This is a genomic window from Krasilnikovia sp. M28-CT-15 (assembly GCF_047159595.1).
GTDB lineage: Bacteria > Actinomycetota > Actinomycetes > Mycobacteriales > Micromonosporaceae > Actinoplanes.
The window spans coordinates 1,480,456-1,500,550 of record NZ_BAAGAK010000001.1; the positions used below are offsets into that span (position 1 = coordinate 1,480,456).

19 protein-coding genes are annotated in these 20,095 nt (G+C 70.2%); 6 read left to right on the forward strand and 13 right to left on the reverse strand.

Going from position 1 to position 20,095, the window contains the following annotated elements; genetic code table 11:
* The first annotated feature begins 8 nt into the window (after nt 1-8).
* Nucleotides 9-347, forward strand: coding sequence for a PadR family transcriptional regulator (locus ACMCNO_RS07115; RefSeq protein ID WP_412748605.1), 339 nt, complete (start codon nt 9-11; stop codon nt 345-347).
* Complete coding sequence (locus tag ACMCNO_RS07120; RefSeq protein WP_412748606.1) at nt 344-1,387, forward strand: hypothetical protein; 1,044 nt, start codon at nt 344-346, stop codon at nt 1,385-1,387. Before ACMCNO_RS07115 ends, ACMCNO_RS07120 begins: the two co-directional genes overlap by 4 nt.
* Before the next feature lie 25 nt (nt 1,388-1,412).
* Here the strand turns inward: ACMCNO_RS07120 and ACMCNO_RS07125 are convergent, their stop codons facing one another.
* A complete protein-coding gene (locus ACMCNO_RS07125; protein WP_412748607.1) occupies nt 1,413-1,952 on the reverse strand; it encodes a hypothetical protein in 540 nt (179 codons plus the stop codon).
* A gap of 193 nt (nt 1,953-2,145) precedes the next feature.
* On the opposite strand from ACMCNO_RS07125, the gene ACMCNO_RS07130 reads away from it, so the two are divergent.
* Together ACMCNO_RS07130 and ACMCNO_RS07135 are read left to right on the forward strand one after the other, a co-directional pair.
* Nucleotides 2,146-3,315 carry a S8 family peptidase gene (locus ACMCNO_RS07130; protein ID WP_412748608.1) on the forward strand — a complete coding sequence of 390 codons (1,170 nt, stop codon included), beginning with the start codon at nt 2,146-2,148 and terminating at the stop codon, nt 3,313-3,315.
* A gap of 253 nt (nt 3,316-3,568) precedes the next feature.
* Nucleotides 3,569-4,612, forward strand: a complete 1,044-nt coding sequence (locus tag ACMCNO_RS07135) for a hypothetical protein (protein ID WP_412748609.1) — start codon at nt 3,569-3,571, stop codon at nt 4,610-4,612.
* 71 nt (nt 4,613-4,683) lie between these two features.
* Here the strand turns inward: ACMCNO_RS07135 and ACMCNO_RS07140 are convergent, their stop codons facing one another.
* From ACMCNO_RS07140 to ACMCNO_RS07150, 3 genes are all read right to left on the reverse strand, one after another.
* Nucleotides 4,684-6,150: a ricin-type beta-trefoil lectin domain protein gene (locus tag ACMCNO_RS07140; protein WP_412748610.1), complete on the reverse strand. Its 1,467-nt coding sequence runs from the start codon at nt 6,148-6,150 to the stop codon at nt 4,684-4,686.
* Between the two features lie 68 nt (nt 6,151-6,218).
* Nucleotides 6,219-6,899, reverse strand: a complete 681-nt coding sequence (locus ACMCNO_RS07145; protein WP_412748611.1) for a type II secretion system protein J — start codon at nt 6,897-6,899, stop codon at nt 6,219-6,221.
* Nucleotides 6,899-8,638, reverse strand: coding sequence for a putative Ig domain-containing protein (locus ACMCNO_RS07150; RefSeq protein WP_412748612.1), 1,740 nt, complete (start codon nt 8,636-8,638; stop codon nt 6,899-6,901). Before ACMCNO_RS07150 ends, ACMCNO_RS07145 begins: the two co-directional genes overlap by 1 nt.
* A gap of 176 nt (nt 8,639-8,814) precedes the next feature.
* Here ACMCNO_RS07150 and ACMCNO_RS07155 point away from each other — a divergent pair, with 176 nt between their 5' ends.
* Nucleotides 8,815-9,468 (forward strand): GntR family transcriptional regulator, encoded by a 654-nt coding sequence (locus ACMCNO_RS07155; protein WP_412748613.1) that lies wholly within the window; start codon nt 8,815-8,817, stop codon nt 9,466-9,468.
* Nucleotides 9,469-9,487: 19 nt separating this feature from the next.
* Here ACMCNO_RS07155 and ACMCNO_RS07160 read toward each other — a convergent pair whose 3' ends face one another.
* The 9 genes from ACMCNO_RS07160 to ACMCNO_RS07200 form a co-directional block, all read right to left on the reverse strand.
* Nucleotides 9,488-10,084: a type 4a pilus biogenesis protein PilO gene (locus ACMCNO_RS07160; RefSeq protein ID WP_412748614.1), complete on the reverse strand. Its 597-nt coding sequence runs from the start codon at nt 10,082-10,084 to the stop codon at nt 9,488-9,490.
* Nucleotides 10,084-10,800, reverse strand: a complete 717-nt coding sequence (locus ACMCNO_RS07165) for a PilN domain-containing protein (protein WP_412748615.1) — start codon at nt 10,798-10,800, stop codon at nt 10,084-10,086. The genes ACMCNO_RS07160 and ACMCNO_RS07165 overlap by 1 nt, the downstream gene beginning before the upstream one ends.
* A complete protein-coding gene (gene pilM, locus ACMCNO_RS07170; protein WP_412748616.1) occupies nt 10,800-11,825 on the reverse strand; it encodes a type IV pilus assembly protein PilM in 1,026 nt (341 codons plus the stop codon). The genes ACMCNO_RS07165 and pilM overlap by 1 nt, the downstream gene beginning before the upstream one ends.
* Before the next feature lie 30 nt (nt 11,826-11,855).
* Nucleotides 11,856-12,644: a prepilin peptidase gene (locus tag ACMCNO_RS07175; protein WP_412748617.1), complete on the reverse strand. Its 789-nt coding sequence runs from the start codon at nt 12,642-12,644 to the stop codon at nt 11,856-11,858.
* 74 nt (nt 12,645-12,718) lie between these two features.
* On the reverse strand, nt 12,719-13,174 hold the full coding sequence (locus ACMCNO_RS07180) for a prepilin-type N-terminal cleavage/methylation domain-containing protein (RefSeq protein ID WP_412748618.1): 456 nt from the start codon (nt 13,172-13,174) through the stop codon (nt 12,719-12,721).
* Between the two features lie 86 nt (nt 13,175-13,260).
* Nucleotides 13,261-14,493, reverse strand: coding sequence for a type II secretion system F family protein (locus ACMCNO_RS07185; RefSeq protein WP_412748619.1), 1,233 nt, complete (start codon nt 14,491-14,493; stop codon nt 13,261-13,263).
* Nucleotides 14,494-14,497: 4 nt separating this feature from the next.
* The gene (locus ACMCNO_RS07190) at nt 14,498-15,544 is read right to left on the reverse strand and encodes a type IV pilus twitching motility protein PilT (protein WP_412753646.1); all 1,047 of its coding nucleotides are present in this window, start codon (nt 15,542-15,544) and stop codon (nt 14,498-14,500) included.
* A 265-nt stretch (nt 15,545-15,809) separates the two neighbouring features.
* On the reverse strand, nt 15,810-17,477 hold the full coding sequence (locus ACMCNO_RS07195; RefSeq protein WP_412748620.1) for a GspE/PulE family protein: 1,668 nt from the start codon (nt 17,475-17,477) through the stop codon (nt 15,810-15,812).
* A gap of 207 nt (nt 17,478-17,684) precedes the next feature.
* On the reverse strand, nt 17,685-18,707 hold the full coding sequence (locus ACMCNO_RS07200) for a GlxA family transcriptional regulator (protein WP_412748621.1): 1,023 nt from the start codon (nt 18,705-18,707) through the stop codon (nt 17,685-17,687).
* A gap of 52 nt (nt 18,708-18,759) precedes the next feature.
* Between ACMCNO_RS07200 and ACMCNO_RS07205 the strand changes: the two genes are divergently transcribed.
* On the forward strand, nt 18,760-20,085 hold the full coding sequence (locus ACMCNO_RS07205; RefSeq protein ID WP_412748622.1) for an MFS transporter: 1,326 nt from the start codon (nt 18,760-18,762) through the stop codon (nt 20,083-20,085).
* Nucleotides 20,086-20,095: the final 10 nt, after the last annotated feature.

The window sequence follows — 20,095 nt, forward strand, 5'->3', positions numbered from 1 at the left end:
ACCGGCCCATGCAAGAACCCACGTTCTTGATCCTGACCGCGCTGGCGGCCGAGCCCACGCACGGCTACGGGGTGATCCGCGCGGTCGAGACGCTGTCGAACGGTGACGTCGTCCTGCGCCCGGGCACGCTCTACGGCGCCCTGGACAGGCTGGCCGAGCGGGGCCTCGTCGAGGTGGACCGGGAGGAGGCCATCGACGGCCGGCTGCGCCGGTACTACCGGCTCACCGACGATGGTGCCGCCGCGCTCGCCGGGCAGGTGGCCCGGCTGCGCCGCAACGCCGACGCGGCGGAGGCCCGGCTGCGGCGGCCCGTACTCGGCACCATGCAACCCGGGATGGCCGGATGACCGCCCCGGCCCGTCAGGAACGTCGTTACCGGCGGCTGCTCTGGGCGTACCCGCGGCCCTATCGCCGCAGGCACGGCGTCGAGATCCTCACGACGCTGCTGGACATGGCCGAGTACGGGCACGGCGGACCGACCGTCGCCCAGACGCTGCACCTGGTGGCCTGCGGCATCCGGCAACGGTTCCGGCTGCCCTTCCGGCGGCCGTTCGCCATGCTCGCCGCCGTCCTTGCCGCGATCGCGCTGGGCGCGCTCGCCAGCACGGGCGGTACATGGCTGGGCTGGCAGACGGGCACCCCGGTGCCCTCCGACGACCAGATGCGGGCGCTGACGGGCGCCATGCTCGGTGGGAAACAGACGCGGGTGGAGCTCTTCCCCTGGGAGACGGGAATGCGCGGACCGGCGGTCGGCGTAGTGGCGAACGTGGTGACGACGTACTCCGCCGACCGCGTCCGGGCCGCACTGACCGCCGCAGGCTGGCGGCTCGTCGTGTTCACCGAACAACCCGGGGGGCTGGTTGTCGACTGGGTCGGCAATGACCCGGTCGTGGTGCCCGGGAAATGGCTCTTCATCACCGCGACGAAGGACGGGCTGACGCTCGACGGCTACAGCAGCTACACCATCGGCGGGGCGAACTACGGCGTCGACGGGGCGACGGACGCGCGCATCGACGTGTGGCAGCTCGAGAACGCGGCAGTGCGGCCCCTGACGGTCGCCGGGCTGCTGGTCGGCGCGATCGCCGGATGGCTGATGGTGGCCGCGCTCAGCGCCCGGCTCCGGCACGCCGGCCGAGCGCAACGGGCAACAGTGGCCGCGCTGAGCGTCACGGCCGTCCTGGCCGCGGTCGTGCCCACCTACTACCTCTACTGCCACCAGTATCAGGTCCTGGTCTACGACCATCCCAATCCGGTTCCGTACGACATGTACGCGTTCAGCGAGCAGCTTCCGGCGCATCTGGTCCCGGCCGGTGCCGCCATCGGGCTGGTCGCCCTGGCCGCGGCGGCGTTGATCACCGCACGGGGGACCCGCGCCGCGTCTGACTAGCGCCAGGGCGCCGTCGCGTCGCGGTTCAGCGCAGGCGCAGGTGCAGGCTCTCCAGGGCCTCGGGGGAGTCCGGCACCACGATCCGCGGCGGACGCATGCTGAAACCGGTCAGGGCGAACACCGCGCCGATCGCCGTCAACAGCGCGCCCAGGCCGATCAGCAGCCAGCTGAGCTTCTCCGCCTGGTTGGCGCTCAGCAGCGTGCCGCGCAGCGCCTCACCCATGAGCGCGCTCTGCTGGGCCTGCGTCAGCTTGCCCGTGGTCGGCTGCGCCGACAGTTCCGTGTACGTCTTGCCGCCGGTGACCTGCGCCACCTGTGCGGAGATGAACCTGGCGTACGCCGCGGCTTCGCCGCCCGTGGTGACCTTCTCGCCGGCGTACCTCTTCAGGGCGTCCGGAAGCTGAGCCTGGTCCGCCGGGAACGCGATCTGCTGGGCGGCCAGTTCGTGCCGGACCTCGCGCTGGACCTGTACGCCCTGCAGCGCCAGCACTGGGCCGGCCCCGGCCAGCACCACGCCGAGCACGGCCATCAGCACGCTCGCGACTCCCCGCGACTTCCGCATCATTGCTGCCCCTTCCGTACCATGCCTGGCCGTGCCGTGTGTGGCTGACATCCGGAAGTTCGGCCGGTCCGCGGGGCTTCGTAGGTTTCGTGGGTCACACCGCAGCGCTGATCTTGCGTCTCACATCTCGAAGCCTTGCTCAAGACCGGGTGCCTCGCGCCGATGACTCTCCTTGAGTCTTCGGAGGGGGGTCTGCATGCAGCACGCGCGTCGCGTCGTCAGGGGTGCCCTGTGGATTGCGGCGGTTGCCGGCGTGCTGGCCGCGGTGGCTCGACCGCACGTGCAGCGTTCCGCGCAGGAGGCGCTGGCCGACTTCCTCGTCGTCCTAGCGCCCGGCACGGACCCCGCCGAGGTGCCCGGCACGGCAACCGCGCTCGCCCAGCGGGTCGGCGGCGCCGTCCACCAGACCTACACCGGTGGCCTGCTCGGTTTCGCCGCCACGCTGACCACCTCGGCAGCCACCCGGCTGGCGACGGACCCGGCAGTGGCGTACGTCACTCCCGACGGCGACGTGTTCGCGTCGAGCACGGACACCGCGCCGCCCTCCTGGGGGCTGGACCGGGTCGACCAGCGCGGGCGGAACCTGTCCGGCGGCTACGCCTATCCCGCCACGGGCGGTGCCGGGGTGACCGTGTACGTGCTGGACAGCGGCATCCGCATCGGCCACCGCGACTTCGGCGGCCGGGCCCGGTACGGCTGGGACTTCATCGGCGACGACGCGAAGGCCGACGACTGCAACGGGCACGGCACCCACGTCGCGGGCACGGTCGGCGGCAGCCGGTACGGCGTGGCCAAGCGGGTGCGGCTCGTCGCCGTACGGGTCCTGGACTGCAACGGCAAGGGCAGCTACGCGCAGATCATCGCCGGGATCAACTGGATCACCACGCACGCGGCCCGCCCGGCCGTGGTGAACATGAGCATCGAGGGTCCGCCGTCGCGCGTGCTCGACGACGCGGTCCGCCGTGCGGTCGCGGCCGGGATCACCTTCGTGGTGGCAGCCGGGAACGCCTCGCGCGACGCCTGCAAGTACTCCCCGGCCCGGGAGCCGTCCGCGCTCACCGTCGGCGCCACGGACCGCAACGACCGGCGGGCCGGGTTCTCCAACTACGGCCGGTGCCTCGACCTGTTCGCCCCGGGCCAGGCGATCGTCTCGGACTGGGACTCGGGCAGCAACGCCCACCGGGTGATGTCCGGGACCTCGATGGCCGCCCCGCACGTGGCCGGCGCGGCAGCGCTGTTGCTGGCCGCGCACCGGACCTGGCAGCCGGCTTCGGTGCGGGTAGCCCTGCTGCGCGCCGCCTCCCGTAACAAGGTCAGCGCGGTCGGCAAGCGGTCACCCAACCTGCTGCTCTGCACCTGCCGCTGATCCCTGCCCCCGAGCCGGCAGGGCGTCGTCCGTCCGATGTGGCGGCGATCCGGGGACGCGGCGGGTGGGATAAATGATCTTCGGCGAATTGCCAATGTGGAACACAACGCCGCGTTGCCGGACGGTGACGCGGCGCGCCTATTTGCCGATTCGGAGAAATGCGGGCTCATTCTCCCGGAAATTGAACCGCCGATGCGTGCCGCCCCGTACTGGTGCGTGACAGACATCGACGGGTCAACGACGAGGAGTGGTGATGAGACTGCGACAGCGACGAGGTTCCGGTAACAACCGTAGGCTGATCGGCGCTGCAGTCTTCGCAGGCGTGCTGGTGGCCGGCGGGGTGACCGGCGTGCAGTTCGCGTCGGCGGGCGAGAACACCACCAAAGCGGACGGCGTCATCAGCGTCAACGGGCAGGCCTTCGACGTGTCGAAGTGTGCCCAGGTGCAGATCAACGGCAACGACGTGATCTGCGACGGGGAGAAGCTCGCCCCGCAGCAGGCGAACGCCAACGATCAGGCGGCCCTGTCGGCCGCTGCGCTGGAGACGGCGTGTGACACGTTCGCGGCCGACCAGGGCTCCGCGGACAAGGCGGCGGGCCGGGACGACGCGGCAGCCGGCCAGGACAACGCGGCTGCCGGTCAGCACAATGCGGCCGGCCAGCAGGGTGCGGCCGCCGCCGACAACGCCAAGAAGGCGAAGCGGGCCGCGAAGGCCATGCGAGCCATGCAGGCCAAGCAGGCCCGCGCGGCGGCCGCCAAGGCCCGCGGCGCCGGCAAGGGTGCGGCCAACGGGCGCGGCAACGGAGCCGCTCAGGGTAACGGAGCGGCCCAGGGCAACGGAGCGGCCCAGGGCAACGGAGCGGCCCAGGGCAACGGAGCCGCCCAGGGCAACGCTGCGGACCAGGGCAACGGCGTCGGCAACGGCGCGGCCAACCAGGGCGCGGCCGGTCAGCAGAACGCAAATGCCGAGGTCACGGCGGCCCAGCAGGCCCTGCTGCAGGCGTGCCTCAACCTGGCCGACGCCAAGAAGGCGGCGGGCCAGGACGCCGGCAACGCCAACGACAACAACGCGAACGACAACAACGCGAACGACAACAACGCGAACGACAACAACGCGAACGACAACAACGCGAACGACAACGGCAACGCGAACGCCGACGAGAACGGCAACGCCGGAGCGGGCAAGAACGGCAACGCGGGCGCCGATGACAAGGCCGGCAACGCGGGTGCCGACAAGAACGCGAACGACCACGCCGGAAAGGGCGCGGCGAACGGCGCGGTCAGCAACCAGGACTGACGACAAATGATCCGTGCGGCCCACTGCAATGCAGCGGGCCGCACGGAATCGTTGTGTCTAACGCAGGTGGATCACTTCTCGTTGATGCCACTGAGCGACAGCGGCTCGTTGAAGTAGGGCGGCGCATTCCATTTCTGCAATGACTCTTTGGTGCAGACGGCGACCTTGACCTTCGCCGTACCGTCCGTGTGGGTGTCCGCCGGCGTGACTGTCAGGTCGGTCGGCGTCAGGCAGTAGCCGTTGTTGTCGACGATGCGGTAGCTCGTGACCGGGTCGCCGGTGTCCCCGTACATCGTCCACTTCATGGCCGGGTTCGTGAGCGCGCCGGTAGGCGTGCAAGCCGCCAGCGTGGCGTACTTGCCGGCGGCCGTGGAGTTCGGGCTCACGAGGCAGTAGTTCTTGCCGTCGTTTTCGTTGATCGTGCGGATGCGTTCCGGCTGGCGGTTCGCGTAAGAGGTGGACACCGGCGGCAGGTACCAGTGCTGGTTCCACGGGATGGCGCCGTTGGGCGCCTGCTTGCAGAACCACACGATCATGTAGTCGGCGGTCGGGCTGAAGCCCGTGACGTCCATGCACCGGCCGAACTGCGCGTAGTTGACCACCTGGCCGGTGGCGGTCGACGCCATGCCGGCGCCGACCTTGTCCGAGGGCCGGAAGACCACCTTGTTGGTGCCGCCGCCGCAGTCGTTGACCTGCACGTTACCGGCCGCGCCGGCGTTCACCAGGCTGAGGCAGTACTTGTTCTCCAGCTTCTTGCCGTCCGGTGTCCCCTGGAATCGGGAGCTGCTGTCCAGGCTCCACTGCTGCGGGGGCTCGGTCTTGCACGGCTGGAAGGTCGCCGGAGCGCCCGCCGAATACGCCCCGTACACGCACAACCCGTTCAGCGCCGCCGACGTCTGTGAACCGACGAGCTGGAGGTTCAGGTCGCTGGTGTACGCCCACATCTGATCGATCAGCGTGCTGCCGGGCAGGGTGTTGTTGCTCTTACAGGTCGCCACCGTGACTTTGTCGCCGATCTTCGGCGGCATCTTGGTCTCGTCACCGGCGTCGAGGCACAGGTTCGACGGCGGGTCCATGCGGATCTGGCCACCGGAGACGTTCTCGTTGGAGGTCCGGAAGGTGTATTTCGCCTCGACGGTGCGGGTGCCCGGGCTGCCCGGGGTCAGCGCACCGGTCGCCGTGTCGCTGCCGGTGGAGGTCAGCTTGGCGGTGAGCGGCACGTCGAGTGGCGGGCAGGTCAGCGGCAGCGGGTCGCCGTTGGCGTCGACGCTGTAGTAGGCGATCGTCACGCGGTAGCGGGCAACGCCGCCACCCACGGCACCGGTCATCTCACACGGTGGCAACTGCTCCAGGAGACCCTTGCCCGCTCCGTCGACAGCCGCGCGTAGCTGTCCCAGCGCCACGTCGATGCCCGTCTGCGCCGAGTCGATCATCACGGTGCGGTCAGCGTCCGTACGGGTGCTCACGACCTGATTGACCACCGTGGGCACCATGCTCGCGCTCAGGCCGAGCCCGACGATGGTGACGAGCATGGCCATCGGCATCGAACCCTGATCGGATGCGGTGCCGGCCATGCGCCGCCGTGAGCGGAAGCGCGAGAACCAGATCATGCCGTCGCCCTCCCTTCGCTGCAGCCGTTCGTGGTGCTGGTGTTGGGTGAGGTGTTCAGGGCGGTGAACGTGGTGTTGACCGTGGTGCTCGCGTTCGCCACCTGGATCTTCAGGTTGATTCCCAGCCGCTGGAACGACGTCACAAAGGTGCCCGCGGAGGCACTGGGACTCGGGCTCGGGCTGGGGCTGGCGGAGGCCATGCCCGCAGGGTTTTCCGGCAGGAACGGATTGCCCTGGTCGACGATGTTCGAGGCGAGCGTCTGGCGGGGGGTTGTGCTGGTCGGCGGTGTACCCAGCGTCCACCTGACGAGTTTCAGCACGCCGCGGCCGTTATTGCCGGTGGCAGGCAGGGCCGTGGTGTCGAGCACCAGCTGTTCGCACTTGGTGCTGTCCGCGCCGGCGAACTCGACGGCCCATTTGTTCGTGCCCACCTGGCCGGGCGTCGCGATCCACGAGGCGTAGCGCAGCTCCTTGTCGAACCGCTGGAACGCCTGATGGACCTGGGACTGGGCCGCGGAGACCGTGTCCGTCGCGGTGTTCGACTTGTAGATCTGCAGGATCGCTCCGGTGAAGACCACCATCAGGACGCTCATGATGGCCATCGACATCATGACCTCGATCAGTGACATGCCTTCGTCGTCGCGTCGCGTCGCGGCCGCGTCGATGAGCCGGCGCATCAGGTCACCGTCCAGATGAACATCATCGTGGCCGCCTCGTGCGAGTTGTCCGTGACGTCGAACCGGACCAGATAGGTCCCCGGGGTCGTGGGCGTGCCCGTGACCTTGCCGTCGGCGTCCATCTCCAGGCCGGGTGGCAGGCCGGACGCGGTCCAGTCCGTCTTCGCGGAGTTGCCCGCGCACACGGCCTGCAACGACACCGGCGTGTCCACCGCGGTGCTCTGGTCCGGAGACTGCGTGGTCGGGTAGGTCACGCGCAGGTTGCTGGGCACGCGGATGTCCACCGTGAAGACCACCGTCGTGGTCAGGACCCGGCCCGTGCTGTCGGTGGCGTACACCGTGGTGACGTAGCGGGTGCCGGTGGTCGGGGTGCCCGTCACCTCGCCGGTGGTCGGGTCGATCGCCAGCCCGGGCGGGAGGTCGTCGGCCCGCCAGGAGCCCAGCGGCGCGACCCCGCCGGTGACCGACGGGTAGAAGCCGGACACCGGGGTTCCGATCTTGAACGACTGCGCGGTGGCCCCGTTGACCGCCCACTTGAAGGTCACCGTCACCGACTCGGGCGTCGGGTTCGAGTCCGTCACGGTGACCGTGACGTCCTTCGGGGGCTGCACCACGGTGGGCGTACCGGTGATCTTGCCGGTGGTCGCGCTGATCGACAGTCCGGTGGGCAGGCCCGTGGCCGACCACTTGTAGGGCGTCACACCGCCGGTGGCGGTCAAGGTCAGCGATGCGGCCTTGCCGGCGTCGGTGGCCTGGTCGACCGGAGTGGGGAGCGCGAGGTGCGGGATGACGATCAGGGAGAACGTCGCGTTGGCCGCGATGTTGTTCTGGTCCGTCGCGGTGACCTTCACGCTGTACGTGCCGGTCGCCGTCGGCGTACCGGTGATGTCCCCGGCCGCGAGGGTCAACGTCGCGGGAAGCCCGGTCTGCGTCCAGGTCAGCGGCAACTTGCCGCCGACGGTGTCGATCTGCAGGTCCACCGGGTCGTTGACGAACACGTACTGGGTGCCGGGGTTGGTGATCGAGGGCGGGGGCCGGTTCAGGTCGAAGCGCGGGTCCGTGCCGATGTTGGCCAGCGCCGACGTGAAGAAGGTGCAGAGCCCGCCGGCGCAGGAGGTCTGCGGCCAGGTGACGACGACCACGACGCGATAGAACGGCGAGTCGCCCGTCGCATGTGTGGGGGTGCACGCGCTGACCGGGGCGGCGGCGCCGCCGGAGGCGACCTTCGGCTGCCAGCACTTGCCGACGAACCACTGCTGCGCGTAGTCGACGCCGGCGACGTTCACGGTGTTCGCGACGGTCGGCAGTGGTGCGGTGGGCCCGAGGGCCGAGCCCGGCGGAAGCATGGGATCCGCGTCGAGGCTGGTGGCACTCCAGCCCATCGGCGTGAGGTACGTCTGCACCTGCGCGGGCGCGGCGTTCCACTGGTTCAGGACGCCCTGCTGGCCCCGGCCGGTCAGCAGCGCGGAAGGGTTCAGCGCCCGCATCCGCTGGACGGCGTCGTTGGCGACCTGCACCGCCGCCTGGGTGTTGCGCTGTTGCCCGACCACGATGACCGACTTGACCAGGAACGGGGCGAGGGAGGCCATCACGGTGCCGATCACGGCGATCGCGACCAGGACCTCGACCAGGGACATGCCGGAGTCGCCGCGAGCGCGTTCGCTCCGTCGACGCCCGAGGCGCGCGACTCGCGCTCCGGGGCGCGTCCAGGCGCGGGCCCGAGTGACTGGCATTCCCATCCGTCCTGTCGTCGCGTCGGGTGCCGGGCAGGCGGCGGTCCCTACATCTCTGGCGTCCCATCGACGCGGTCGCCCAGGAACTGAGAAGTTCCTCCCGACAGTCCGGCGACGCTGTGTCCGCAACCCGTCGGCGGGTGCGGCGACCCGCCCGTTGTCACAATGAGTAGGCTGACGGTATGACCTATGCGGTCCCGCCGACACGCACCGCAGCCGTGGTGCGCCAGCTCCGTAACGAGATCATCTCCGGGGAACTGCCGCCGGGCACGCTCGTCAAGGACGCCGAGCTGGCGGCACGCCTGGGCGTGAGCATCACCCCGGTCCGGGAAGCCATCGCCCAGTTGTCCGTCGAGGGCCTCATCGACATCGCCCCGAACCGCACCCGGCACGTCACCAAGGTCACCCAGAAGAACGCGCTGGAACTCATCGACGTGATGAGCGTGCTGGCCTGCGCGGGCTTCGAGTGGGGTGTGGAGAACCTCACCTCCACCCACATCGACCTCATGCGCCAGCGGCAGAAGGAGTTCGTCGAAGGGCTGCGTGCGGGCAACACGCTGGCCGCCGGGGCGGCCGGCGCCGACTTCAGCACGGTGGCGATCCTGGCCAGCGGCAACCGGGAACTCCAGTCGATGGTCGACCTGGTGGTCGCCCGGACCCTGCGGATCCTCGCGATGGGCGCCGAGAGCGAGCTCTGGACCACCTGGATCCGGGGCCACGACGCGATCCTGGAGCTGCTCGACGCCGGCGATCGGCGCGGTGCGGTGGAACGCTACCGGCAGATCTACGTCGAGTACCGGGCCCAGGTGGAGAGCCACCTCTTCGACGCGGGCTGACGCCGCGCCGCGTGGATGGTTATTTGGCGGCGGGGGTCGTCGGGGCCGGGGTCGCGGCCGCGTCGCCGCCGGTCTTCGTGACGAACGCCTTCAGCGTCAGGTTGAGCGTCATGTTCTGAGTGTTGTCGTTCGCGGCGCTGAGGTTCGCCGAGTCGAGGAGGAACGCCCGGGGCTGGGACTCCTGCAGCCGCTTGAGGAACGTGCTGAGGTCCTTCGCGGTGCCGTCGGCGGTCAACGTGAGATCAAGGGTCTTGATGTTGCCGGTGCTGTCCGGGGAATCGGCCGCGGTGAGGCCGCTGACCGTGACGTTCATGGTGTCCCCGGAGGACTGCAGCTCACGCAGGAAGTCCGGCATGCCGGTGTCGGACGGCAGGGCCGCCTGGTGCGATGCGAGCACGGCCCGGTATTCGGGCAGCTTCGCCTTCTCGGCCTCCAGCTTCGCGTTCTGCTTGCGGTACAGGACGATGTCCGTCTGCGCTTTTTCGGCCTCGGCGCGCAGGTTCTCGGCGTCGGCGTACCTGGGACTGATCACCAGGAACCAGGAGGCGACGATCAGCAGCATGATGACCACCAAACCGCCGAGCAGCCAGATCCGATCGATGTGGCGGGCGTTCATCAGTTGCCTCCGGTGGTCTTGCAGGGGGTGGTGAACCGGCCGCACTGTGCCGTCGTGCTGATGTCGGCCGTGAGGCTGAACTGCACGCCCACTTCTCCGTTCTCCTTCTTGGTCGCCGCGAGGCTGGTGAGGAACGGGTTCACGACGATCTTCAGCTCACTCAGGGCGTCGACATACTTCGCGACAATCCGCTTGTTGTCGGCCTCGCCCGTGATCTGCAGCGTGCCGATCGTGGCGGCGGTGTTGGTGCTGACCGTTCCCTTGGCCTTCGTCTCATCGGCCCCCGCCAGCTTGGCGCTGACGCCGGTGACGGTCACCCCGGAAGTGGTGCCGGTCTGCCGTACGGTGTCCAGCAGCGTGGCGTACGGCAGGTCGGTGGCCATCAGGGTCTTGAGCTGATCCGCGATCGTCTTGGTCTGCGCCTGCACGTCGACGACCTCGTTGTACTTGGCCTGCTGCCGCTTCAGCGTGATGGCTTGTGCCTCGGCGTCGGCCTTCTCCCGGGCCGCAGTCCGGGTCTCGAACGTGCCGTGCATGTACCAGCCGCTAAGCAGCACGAGCACAGCGACCAGCGCGCCGATCACGGCGGCGCGGGCGCGCCGGGCCCGGCGGCCCGCGATGATCTCGTCGGGCAGCAGGTTCGCGGCGATGGTGAGGTTGCGGGTGGCCCGCTGCGGGGTGGTCTGCGGGTCCACGGGCATCAGGGTCGTCGCCATCAGGCTGCCGCTCCGAGGGTCAGGCCGATCGACACCGCTGCCGACGGTACGAAGATGTCGAACCCGCGCGGCTTGGCCTTGCGGGTGTCGCGCAGGCGGCCGGCGTTGTCGGCGTACATCACCGCGACGCGCAGCTGTTCCTGGACGTGCTCGGCCAGGCCGGGCATGAGCGCGCTACCGCCGCTCAGGGCGACCCGGGTGACCTGCTTCTGCCGCTCGCCCGAGGCGAGGTACGTGAACGAGCTGCGCAGCTCGTTGAGCAGGGGGCGGATGGCCTCGGTCACCGCGGTCCCGCTGTCCGGGCGCTCGTCGCCGTGCAGCCCGAAGCGGCACTTGAGGGCCTCCGCCTCGCCTGCGTCGATGCCGAGCCGTTCGGCGATGGTCCGGGTGATCTCGGCGCCGCCGCGCGGCACGGTCCGCACGAACAGCGGCTCGCCGTCCGCGTGCACGACCACGCTGGTCACCTCGGCGCCGATGTCCACGAGCGCCTCGACCTGCGCGTCGAGCCGCGACGCGGCGCGCAGCAGCGCGAACGAGGACAGGTCGACGCTGTCGACCCGCAGGCCGGCCTTCTCGACGGCCTGCACGGCGGTGAGCACGGCCTCCTTGGGTACGGCGACGAGCAGCCCGCGCACGGTCGGGTTGTCGCCGGCCTCCTCGAGCGGGTAGAAGTCCAGCAGGGACTTCTCCACCGCCAGGGGCAGCATGTCGCGCACCTGGAACGGCAGCGACTTGCGCATCTCCTTCGGCGGGAGGTTGGAGACGGACACCTCGCGGACGACCAGCTGCGGGTTGGTCACGCCGAGCACGACCCGCTTGGTGTCGAACTTGCAGGCGGCCCAGAGCTGCTTGACCGCCGCGGTGACCGCGAGCGGGTCCTGCACGACCCCGGCCTGGACGGCGCCCGGGGGCAGCGGAATCTGGCCGAAGTTGGTGAGCGCGTGGTCCTCCTTGCCGCGGCGAACTTCCACGGCTCGGATGGACGACGAGCCGATGTCCAGCCCGATCGGATTGACGCCAGCCATCGGTTTCCTTCCTTCGCTCAGTGACTTCGCTCAGACCGCAGGGCCGAGCAGGGACGTGTACCAGTGCGCGATCGGCGCGGCCGCGAAGACCGCGAGGAACGCGCCCGCCAGCATGTAGGGCCCGAACGGGATGCGGGTCTTGCGGTCGGCGAGCCGGGCGGTCATCAGCACCGCACCGACGACTCCGCCGAGCAGGAATGCGGCGAACGCACCGACCGCGACGGAACTCCAGCCCAGCCAGCCCAGGTAGAAACCGAGCAGCGGGGCGAGCTTCACGTCGCCGAAGCCCATCCCGCGGGGGATCGCGGCGAGCAGGCGGTAGAGCGCGTAGAGGACGAGGGCGGCGGCCAGGCCGCGCAGGCCGGCGGCCCAGCTGTGCTCCGCGATCATGGCGGGCGCGAGCAGGACCAGCGCCACACCGTAGGACGGGAGCACGATCTGGTCGGGCAGGCGCAGCACGTCCAGGTCGATCGCGGCCAGGGCGATCGCGATCGCGGCCAGATAGAGGTACGCGGGAAGCTCCCACGACCAGCCGAACCGCGCCGCGACGGCGACGAACAGGGCCGCGGTGCCCGCCTCGACGAGCGGGTAGCGGGCGCTGATCGGGGTCTTGCAGTCCGCGCACCGTCCGCGCAGCAGCAGCCAGCCGAGCACGGGCAGGTTGTGCCGGTGCCGGACCGCGGTGCCGCAGTGCGGGCAGTGTGATCCGGGCCGGACCAGCGACTCGTTGCGCGGCACGCGGTGGATGACGACGTTCAGGAACGAGCCCACCGCGAGGCCGAGAAGACCGACGACGCTGAGCAGTAGTGGCTGCGGCACGGTGGCTCCTCTCTCGTTGGTGGGGTGGTCGAGTTCCGGGTGGCGGCGCAGCGCGCCGCCACCCGGAGGATGGATCAGGAGCAGGTGGTCATCGAGAACGTGGCGGACGTGACGCCCTGCACGGAACCGCCGGCGGCGCTGTCGTACTTGTAGAAGCGGTTGGTGCTTCCACCGGAGTTCTTGGCGCAGATCTTGTAGGTGCTGCCGCTGACGACGATGGTCATCTCCGACTTGTCGGACAGGGTCACCTTCGCCGTGGTCGAGGTGCCCAGGGCGAACGTGGCGGTCTTGTTCAGGGCGTCCGGCGGGTAGGCGTTGTTGTTGTCGGTGTAGTACTGCTCCATCGCGCTGATCGCACCACGCACGTCAGACTGGGCCGACTTGTCGGCCGCGCCCGCGCGGTAGTTCAGGTAGACCGGGACGGCGATCGCGACCAGCACGCCGATGATGACCACGACGACCAGGAGCTCGATGAGGGTGAAGCCCTCGTCGCCCTTGTGCGCGCGGATCCGGTTGATGATGTCTCGCATTGCGGGTTGCCTCCGTGCAGTGGGTGGTGGGGTGGGGTGGGGCGGTGGTCGCGGGCTGGGGGCCCGCTTCCGGTCGCTCCAGAGCGTCAGTTGCTCTGGATGTTCTGGTAGATGGTGAACATCGGAAGGTAGAGACAGATCACCATTCCACCGACCACGGCACCCATGACGAGGACCATGATCGGTTCGATCGACGCGGTCAGCGATTCGGCTGCGCTGTCGACCTCCCGGTCGTAAAAGTCGGCAACCTTGTCGAGCATCTGACTGATCTGACCGCTTTCTTCTCCGACCTCGATCATTTGGGTGACCATCTCGGGGAAGATCTTGTGCAGGCGCAGCGCGGTGGACATCGGCTGGCCGTCGCGGACGGCGTTCTGCACGTCGCGCATGGCGATGTTGATGACCTCGTTGCCGGCGGTCTCGCCGACCACGGCGAGCGCCTGCATGACCGGCACGCCGACGTTGAGCAGCATGCCGAGGTTGCGGGAGAACCGGCTCATGGCCAGCTTGCGGAACAGCGAGCCGAACACGGGAAGCCGTAGTTTCAGCTTGTCCATGAACAGCCGGACGTCCTCGCGCGTACGCATCTGATGTTTCAGCGTCACCGTGCCGCCGATGGTGACGGTCAGGAACACCGGCGCGATCCACGGCATGTTGTGGCTGAGGTCCACCAGGACCTGGGTGATCCCGGGCAGCTCGCCGCCGAGGTTCTTGAACATGCCCTCGAAGATCGGGACGATGAACTTCAGCACCGCGCCGATCAGCACGAACGTGAACCCGAGCACGATCGCCGGGTACGTCATCGCGCTCTTGATCTTGCCGCGGAGGGCGGTGTCCTTCTCCAGGTTGACCGCGATCTGCTCCAGGGCCTGGTCGATCATACCGCCGGCCTCACCGGCGCGGACCATGGCGATCATGAGGCGCGGGAACGCCTTGTCGTGCTTGGCCATCGACGCCGACAGCGACACACCGCCCGCGACGTCCGCGCGGACCTCGCCGACCGCCTTCTTCAGGGCCGGTACCGCGGTCTGCTCCTCCAGGATGGACAGCGAGCGCAGCAGGGACATGCCGGAGGCGGTCATCGTGGCGAACTGCCGCGAAAAGACCGCGAGGTCCTTGAGCTTGATCCGGCCACCCAGGCCCGGGATGCTCAGGCTGCGGTTGAGGCCCTGACCGGCCTCGGTCAGCTCCAGCGGCGTCTCGCCGCGCTGGCGCAGCAGGTTCGACGCGGCCAGCTCGTTGGCCGCCTCGACCGTGCCCTTCGTCTTGCGGCCACTGCCGTCGATCCCGCTGTACTGGAAGGTCTTCGTCGCTGCCATCCGGTCACATCCGTCCGATGAGTCGCTTGAGCTCTTCCGCGGAGTGGCAGATCTCCAGTGCCGCGTCCAGCGAGACGATGCCCTCGCGGACCCGGTCCGCCAGGTGCTGGTCGAACGCCAACATGCCGTCGTTGGCGCCGGACTGCATGAACGACGGGATCTGGTGGGACTTGCCCTCACGGATGAGGCTGCGGATCGCCGGGGTGGCGGTGAGGATCTCGCACACCACCGCCCGGCCCTTGCCGTCGGCCCGCGGCGCCAGCGCCTGGGTGACGACACCCTGGAGACTGGCCGCGAGCTGGGCGCGGATCTGCAGCTGCTGATGCGGGGGGAAGATGTCGATGACGCGGTCGATCGTCTGCGTGGCGCTCTGCGTGTGCAGGGTCGCCAGCACGAGGTGACCGGTCTCCGCGGCGGTCAGCGCGGTGGAGGTGGTCTCCAGGTCACGCAACTCGCCGACGAGGATGATGTCCGGGTCCTGCCGCAGGGCGTGCTTCAGCGCGCTCGCGAACGTCTCGGTGTCCGCGCCGACCTCACGCTGGTTCACCACGCAGCGCTTGTGCGGGTGCAGGAACTCGATCGGGTCCTCGATGGTGATGATGTGCGCGGACCGGCTGCGGTTGGCCAGGTCCAGCACCGAGGCCAGGGTGGTGGTCTTGCCGGAACCGGTGGGGCCGGTGACCAGGACCAGCCCACGGGGCAGGTAGGCCAGGCGGGACACGGAGTCGGGCATGCCCAGCTCGTCCAACGGCTTGATCTTGTGCGGGATGGCCCGGAACACGCAGCCGAACGAGTTGCGCTGGACGTAGATGTTGCCGCGGAAGCGGGAGACCCCGACGATGCTGTGCGCGAAGTCGAGTTCCTTCTCGCGCAGGAAGATGTCCCACTGCTTCGGGCTGAGCGCGGCGCGCGCCAGCAGGGCGGTGTCCGCGGAGTTGAGCTTGCCGTACCCGGGCAGGGGGCGCAGGCCGCCGTCCACCCGGATCATGGGCGGGGAGCCGACCGTCAGGTGCAGGTCGGAGCCGCGCGATTCGACCAGCATGACGAGCATCTGGTCGAGCACGGCCAGGTCCCCGGAGACGTGGGTGGCCTGGTCGGCCGGGGCCCCGTGTGGGGCGGCGCCCTGGTCGAGCGTGTGCATGTGCGGTACCGGCAATCTCTGCGGGGGGACTGACGCCCACACATTCGGCAGGGCAGGGGGTGGGTTTAGGGTCGGTAACGACCGAATTGGGCGCACTCTGGTGCTGGTCGGGCTACTATGCCGCCGCCCGGATGGGTGGACCGGCCGCGATGCGAGGGGTGCGGGCGAAGCGGGATCAGATCGCGACGCGCATGACCTCGCGGACCGAGGTCAGGCCGCCGGCCGCCTTGGCCAGGCCGTCCGCGCGCAGGTCGTACATGCCCTGGGCGACGGCGACCTCACGGATCTCGCCCGCCGAGGCGCGGCGGATCGTCAACGACTCGATCTCCGGGGAGACCGGCATCACCTCGTGCAGCGCGATCCGGCCGCGATAGCCGGTGTTGGCGCAGTTGCGGCAGCCCGTCGGCCGGTACAGCGCCTCCGGCACCGCCAGGATCTCGTACGGCCAGCGGGCCGCCTCCAGTTCCTGGGCCTCCGGGGCGTACGGCTCCTTGCACCAGTCGCACAACCGCCGGCCCAGCCGCTGGGCCAGTACGGCGTCCAGCGAGGAGCCCACCAGGAACGGCTCGATGCCCATCTCGGTGAGCCGGGTCACGGCGCCCGGGGCGTCGTTGGTGTGCAGGGTGGAGAGCACGAGGTGGCCGGTCAGCGACGCCTCGACCGCGATCTGCGCGGTGTGGCTGTCCCGGATCTCACCGATCAGCACGACGTCCGGGTCGGTACGCAGGATGGCGGGCAGCACCGCGGCGAACGTCAGGCCCGCCTTGCTGTTCACCTGGACCTGGTTGACGCCGCGCAGCCGGTACTCGACCGGGTCCTCCACCGTGATGACGTTGATCTCCGGCTTGCTGATCCGGCCCAGCGTGGCGTACAGGGTGGTGGACTTGCCGGAACCGGTCGGGCCGGTGACCAGCACCATGCCGTGCGGCTTGGTGAACGACTGGGCGAACCGGTCGAGGTTGTGCTGGGTGAAGCCCAGCTTGTTCATGTCCAGGTCGATGCCGCCGGTGTCGAGCACCCGGAGCACGATCTTCTCGCCCCACACGGTCGGCAGGGTCGCGGTCCGCAGGTCCACCGTACGGTCGCGGATCAGGGCCGTGATGCGGCCGTTCTGCGGGATCCGCTTCTCGGTGATGTCGACGCCCGACATGATCTTGATGCGGGAGGTGAGTGCGGCCATCACGCCACGCGGGACCGTGTCCACCTCGTGCAGCACGCCGTCGATGCGGTACCGCACCCGCATCTCGTCCTCGGTCGGCTCCAGGTGCAGGTCGGAGGCGCGGTTCTGGACGGCCTGCTCGATCAGGTTGTTGACGTAGCGCACGATCGGCGCGTCTTCCTGGCTGGTCGCCTGCGCGGTCATGCCCGCCGCGTCGTCCGCCGCCTCGTCGGTGAAGTCGCCCAGGTCGCTGGCCTCACGCTGGAGGCGCTCGATGATCCGGCGGACCTCGCTGCGCTGCACCAGCACGGGACGTACGGACATGCCGGTCGCCGCGCGCACGTCGTCCATGGCCACGACGTCGCCCGGGTCCGTGACGCCGACGGTCAGCTCGCCGTCATTGATCATCAGCCCGAGCACGCGGTGGCGCAGCACCACCGGCAGCGGGATGCGCTTGAGCGCGGCCGGGTCCGGGGAGAAGCCGATCAGGTCCAGGGTCTTGAGCCCGAACGAGGCCGCGGCCGCCTCGGTCAGCTGCTCCTCGGTGACCACCTGGTCGTTGATCAGGACCGCGCGGACGGACCGGCCGCTGCGCTTCGCCTCCTCCGCCGCGGCGTCGACCGCGTGCGGATCGACACCGATCTGCTTGAGCGCGTCGAGCAGCGGGCTGAAGGTCTGGTCCATGTCATCCTCGGGGACGGAAACGAAACCGGTGTACGTCTGTCCCATCGGACACGGGTGCGCCGAACTGAGCAGCGCTCCCACCATCCGGCTGCGGTGGGCGTCACGCCCTGCTCTGGTGCGCTTTGTGCGTTTCGGCCGGCCCCTTTCGTGGCTGATCCCTCGCCCGGCCTGCCCCTTCGGGTGCCCCGATCTGCTCGGCCCCGCCGCCTAGGCTGCCCCCGTTGCGGCTTCCGGGCTCGACGCTGTCGCCGCGGCGCGGCGGAAGGTCTTGCGGTAGGCGGAGGGGGCCACCCCGATGGCCGCGTGCAGGTGCTGTCGCAGCGCGCTCGCGCTGCCCAGGCCGCTGCGCCGGGCCACCGCGTCGACGGCCAGATCCGTGGACTCCAGCAGCAGCCGGGCGTGCGCCACCCGCTGCTGCAGTAGCCACCGGGCCGGGCTCAGGCCGGTCTCGGCGCGGAACCGCCGGGTGAACGTGCGCACGCTCATCCGGGCGTGCGCGGCCATCTCCTCCAGGGTCACCGGCTCGGCCAGCCGGTCCAGGGTCCACGTCCGGGTGGGTTCGGTGCCGGTCCCGGCGGTCGCGGGGACCGGCCGTTCGATGTACTGGGCCTGGCCGCCGTCGCGCCACGGCGGCACCACGCACCGCCGGGCCGCCGCGTTCGCGGTCTCGCTGCCGTGATCATTGCGTACGAGGTGCAGGCACAGGTCGATGCCCGCGCCCACGCCCGCCGAGGTGAGCACGTCGCCGTCGTCCATGAAGAGCACGTCGAAGTCCCAGCGGACCCGGGGGTAGAGCCCGCGCAGCCGGCGCGCCCACGCCCAGTGGCTGGCCGCCGGGCGGTCGTCCAGCAGGCCCGACGCGGCGAGAACGGACGCGCCGGTACAGATGGACACGATCCGGGCGCCCCGTTCGTGGGCGGCCCGCAGGGCGTCCGCCACCGCTGCGGAGACCGTGCCGTCGGTCACCGGGCTGCCGCCGCCGATCCCGGCCACGATCACGGTGTCCGCCGTGTCCAGCGCCGACAGGTCGTGGTCCGGCGCCACCGCGAACCCGGCGGTGCTGCGCACCGCGCGGCCGCCCTCGGTGCAGACCGTGACCGCGTACCGGCGGGTGCCGTCGGCGTCGCGGGCGGCGTGGAACACCTGCGTGGGTACGCCGAGATCGAAGGCCACCACATGATCGAGGGCCAGGACGGCGATCGCATGGGTCATGGCTCGATTCTTGCGCATGATGGCCCCCGGGCCACTCGTCCGGACGAACGGAGATCCGCACACTCGAGCGGTGAGTAGACACCGCATCCACCCCGCCTGGGCCGTGGCCGCCGTCGCGTTCGTGGCGCTGGTCGGCGCCGCCGGGTTCCGGGCCACCCCGTCCGTCCTGCTCCGCCCGCTGCACGAGGAGTTCGGCTGGTCGCTCGGCACGATCTCGGCGGCCGTCTCCGTCAACCTGCTGCTGTTCGGCCTCACCGCCCCGTTCGCCGCCGCGCTCATGGAGAGGTTCGGCATCCGCCGGGTCGTGATGGGCGCGCTGCTGCTGGTGGCCGCGGGCAGCGGGCTCACCGTACTGATGAACGCGACCTGGCAGCTCGTGCTCTGCTGGGGTGTCCTGGTCGGGCTCGGCACCGGATCGATGGCCCTCGCGTTCGTGGCGACCGTGACGAACCGGTGGTTCGTGCACCGTCGAGGGCTGGTCACCGGGGTGCTGACCGCCGGGGGCGCCGCCGGGCAGCTGATCTTCCTGCCGGTCCTGGCCCGGCTCACCGCGGACCACGGTTGGCGGGCTGCCGCCCTGACGGTCGCGGGCGCCGCCCTGCTCGTCGTGCCCCTGGTGTGGTGGCGGCTGCGCGACCGGCCCGCCGACCTGGGCGTCACCGCCTACGGCGCCGGGCCGGACGACGCCCCGCCCACCACGAACCAGGCGGGCGGTGCCGCCCGCGCCGCGCTCACCGCCCTGCGCCAGGCTGCGGGCACCCGGCCGTTCTGGCTGCTGGCGGGCGGCTTCGCGATCTGTGGCGCCACCACCAACGGCCTGATCGGTACGCATTTCATCCCGGCCGCGCACGACCACGGCATGCCGGAGACCGTCGCGGCGGGACTGCTGGCCCTGGTCGGCCTGTTCGACATCGCCGGAACGATCGCCTCGGGCTGGCTCACCGACCGGGTGGACAGCCGGCTGCTGCTCGGCGCGTACTACGCGCTGCGCGGGCTGTCCCTGCTCGTGCTGCCCGCATTGTTCGCCGCCACCGCGCACCCGAGCATGGTCGTCTTCATCCTCTTCTACGGCCTCGACTGGGTCGCCACGGTGCCGCCCACGGTCGCGTTGTGCCGCGAGTACTTCGGCGCCAGCGGGGCGATCGTGTTCGGCTGGGTGTTCGCCGCCCACCAGGTCGGCGCCGCGCTGGCCGCCACGGCGGCGGGCCTGGTCCGGGACCGGCTGGGCGCGTACGACGCCGCCTGGTACTCCGCGGGCGGGCTCGCCCTGGCCGCGTCCATGCTGTCGCTCATGCTGCTGGCGGGCAAGCGGACGGCCGAACGGGGCGGGGCCGGCCCGGCCGGTGCGGGCCTCGGGCTGGCGTACCCGGCGGCGAGTTCGGCACCCGCGGCATGAGGAAGTGACC

Bases quoted from the DNA above. Each gene is read 5' to 3' on its own strand.
- ACMCNO_RS07115 (WP_412748605.1), top strand. From the start codon at position 9: ATGCAAGAACCCACGTTCTTGATCCTGACCGCGCTGGCGGCCGAGCCC.
- ACMCNO_RS07120 (WP_412748606.1), top strand. From the start codon at position 344: ATGACCGCCCCGGCCCGTCAGGAACGTCGTTACCGGCGGCTGCTCTGG.
- ACMCNO_RS07125 (WP_412748607.1), bottom strand. From the start codon at position 1,952: ATGATGCGGAAGTCGCGGGGAGTCGCGAGCGTGCTGATGGCCGTGCTC.
- ACMCNO_RS07130 (WP_412748608.1), top strand. From the start codon at position 2,146: ATGCAGCACGCGCGTCGCGTCGTCAGGGGTGCCCTGTGGATTGCGGCG.
- ACMCNO_RS07135 (WP_412748609.1), top strand. From the start codon at position 3,569: ATGAGACTGCGACAGCGACGAGGTTCCGGTAACAACCGTAGGCTGATC.
- ACMCNO_RS07140 (WP_412748610.1), bottom strand. From the start codon at position 6,150: ATGGCCATGCTCGTCACCATCGTCGGGCTCGGCCTGAGCGCGAGCATG.
- ACMCNO_RS07145 (WP_412748611.1), bottom strand. From the start codon at position 6,899: ATGCGCCGGCTCATCGACGCGGCCGCGACGCGACGCGACGACGAAGGC.
- ACMCNO_RS07150 (WP_412748612.1), bottom strand. From the start codon at position 8,638: ATGGGAATGCCAGTCACTCGGGCCCGCGCCTGGACGCGCCCCGGAGCG.
- ACMCNO_RS07155 (WP_412748613.1), top strand. From the start codon at position 8,815: ATGACCTATGCGGTCCCGCCGACACGCACCGCAGCCGTGGTGCGCCAG.
- ACMCNO_RS07160 (WP_412748614.1), bottom strand. From the start codon at position 10,084: ATGAACGCCCGCCACATCGATCGGATCTGGCTGCTCGGCGGTTTGGTG.
- ACMCNO_RS07165 (WP_412748615.1), bottom strand. From the start codon at position 10,800: ATGGCGACGACCCTGATGCCCGTGGACCCGCAGACCACCCCGCAGCGG.
- pilM (WP_412748616.1), bottom strand. From the start codon at position 11,825: ATGGCTGGCGTCAATCCGATCGGGCTGGACATCGGCTCGTCGTCCATC.
- ACMCNO_RS07180 (WP_412748618.1), bottom strand. From the start codon at position 13,174: ATGCGAGACATCATCAACCGGATCCGCGCGCACAAGGGCGACGAGGGC.
- ACMCNO_RS07185 (WP_412748619.1), bottom strand. From the start codon at position 14,493: ATGGCAGCGACGAAGACCTTCCAGTACAGCGGGATCGACGGCAGTGGC.
- ACMCNO_RS07190 (WP_412753646.1), bottom strand. From the start codon at position 15,544: ATGCTCGTCATGCTGGTCGAATCGCGCGGCTCCGACCTGCACCTGACG.
- ACMCNO_RS07195 (WP_412748620.1), bottom strand. From the start codon at position 17,477: ATGGACCAGACCTTCAGCCCGCTGCTCGACGCGCTCAAGCAGATCGGT.
- ACMCNO_RS07200 (WP_412748621.1), bottom strand. From the start codon at position 18,707: ATGCGCAAGAATCGAGCCATGACCCATGCGATCGCCGTCCTGGCCCTC.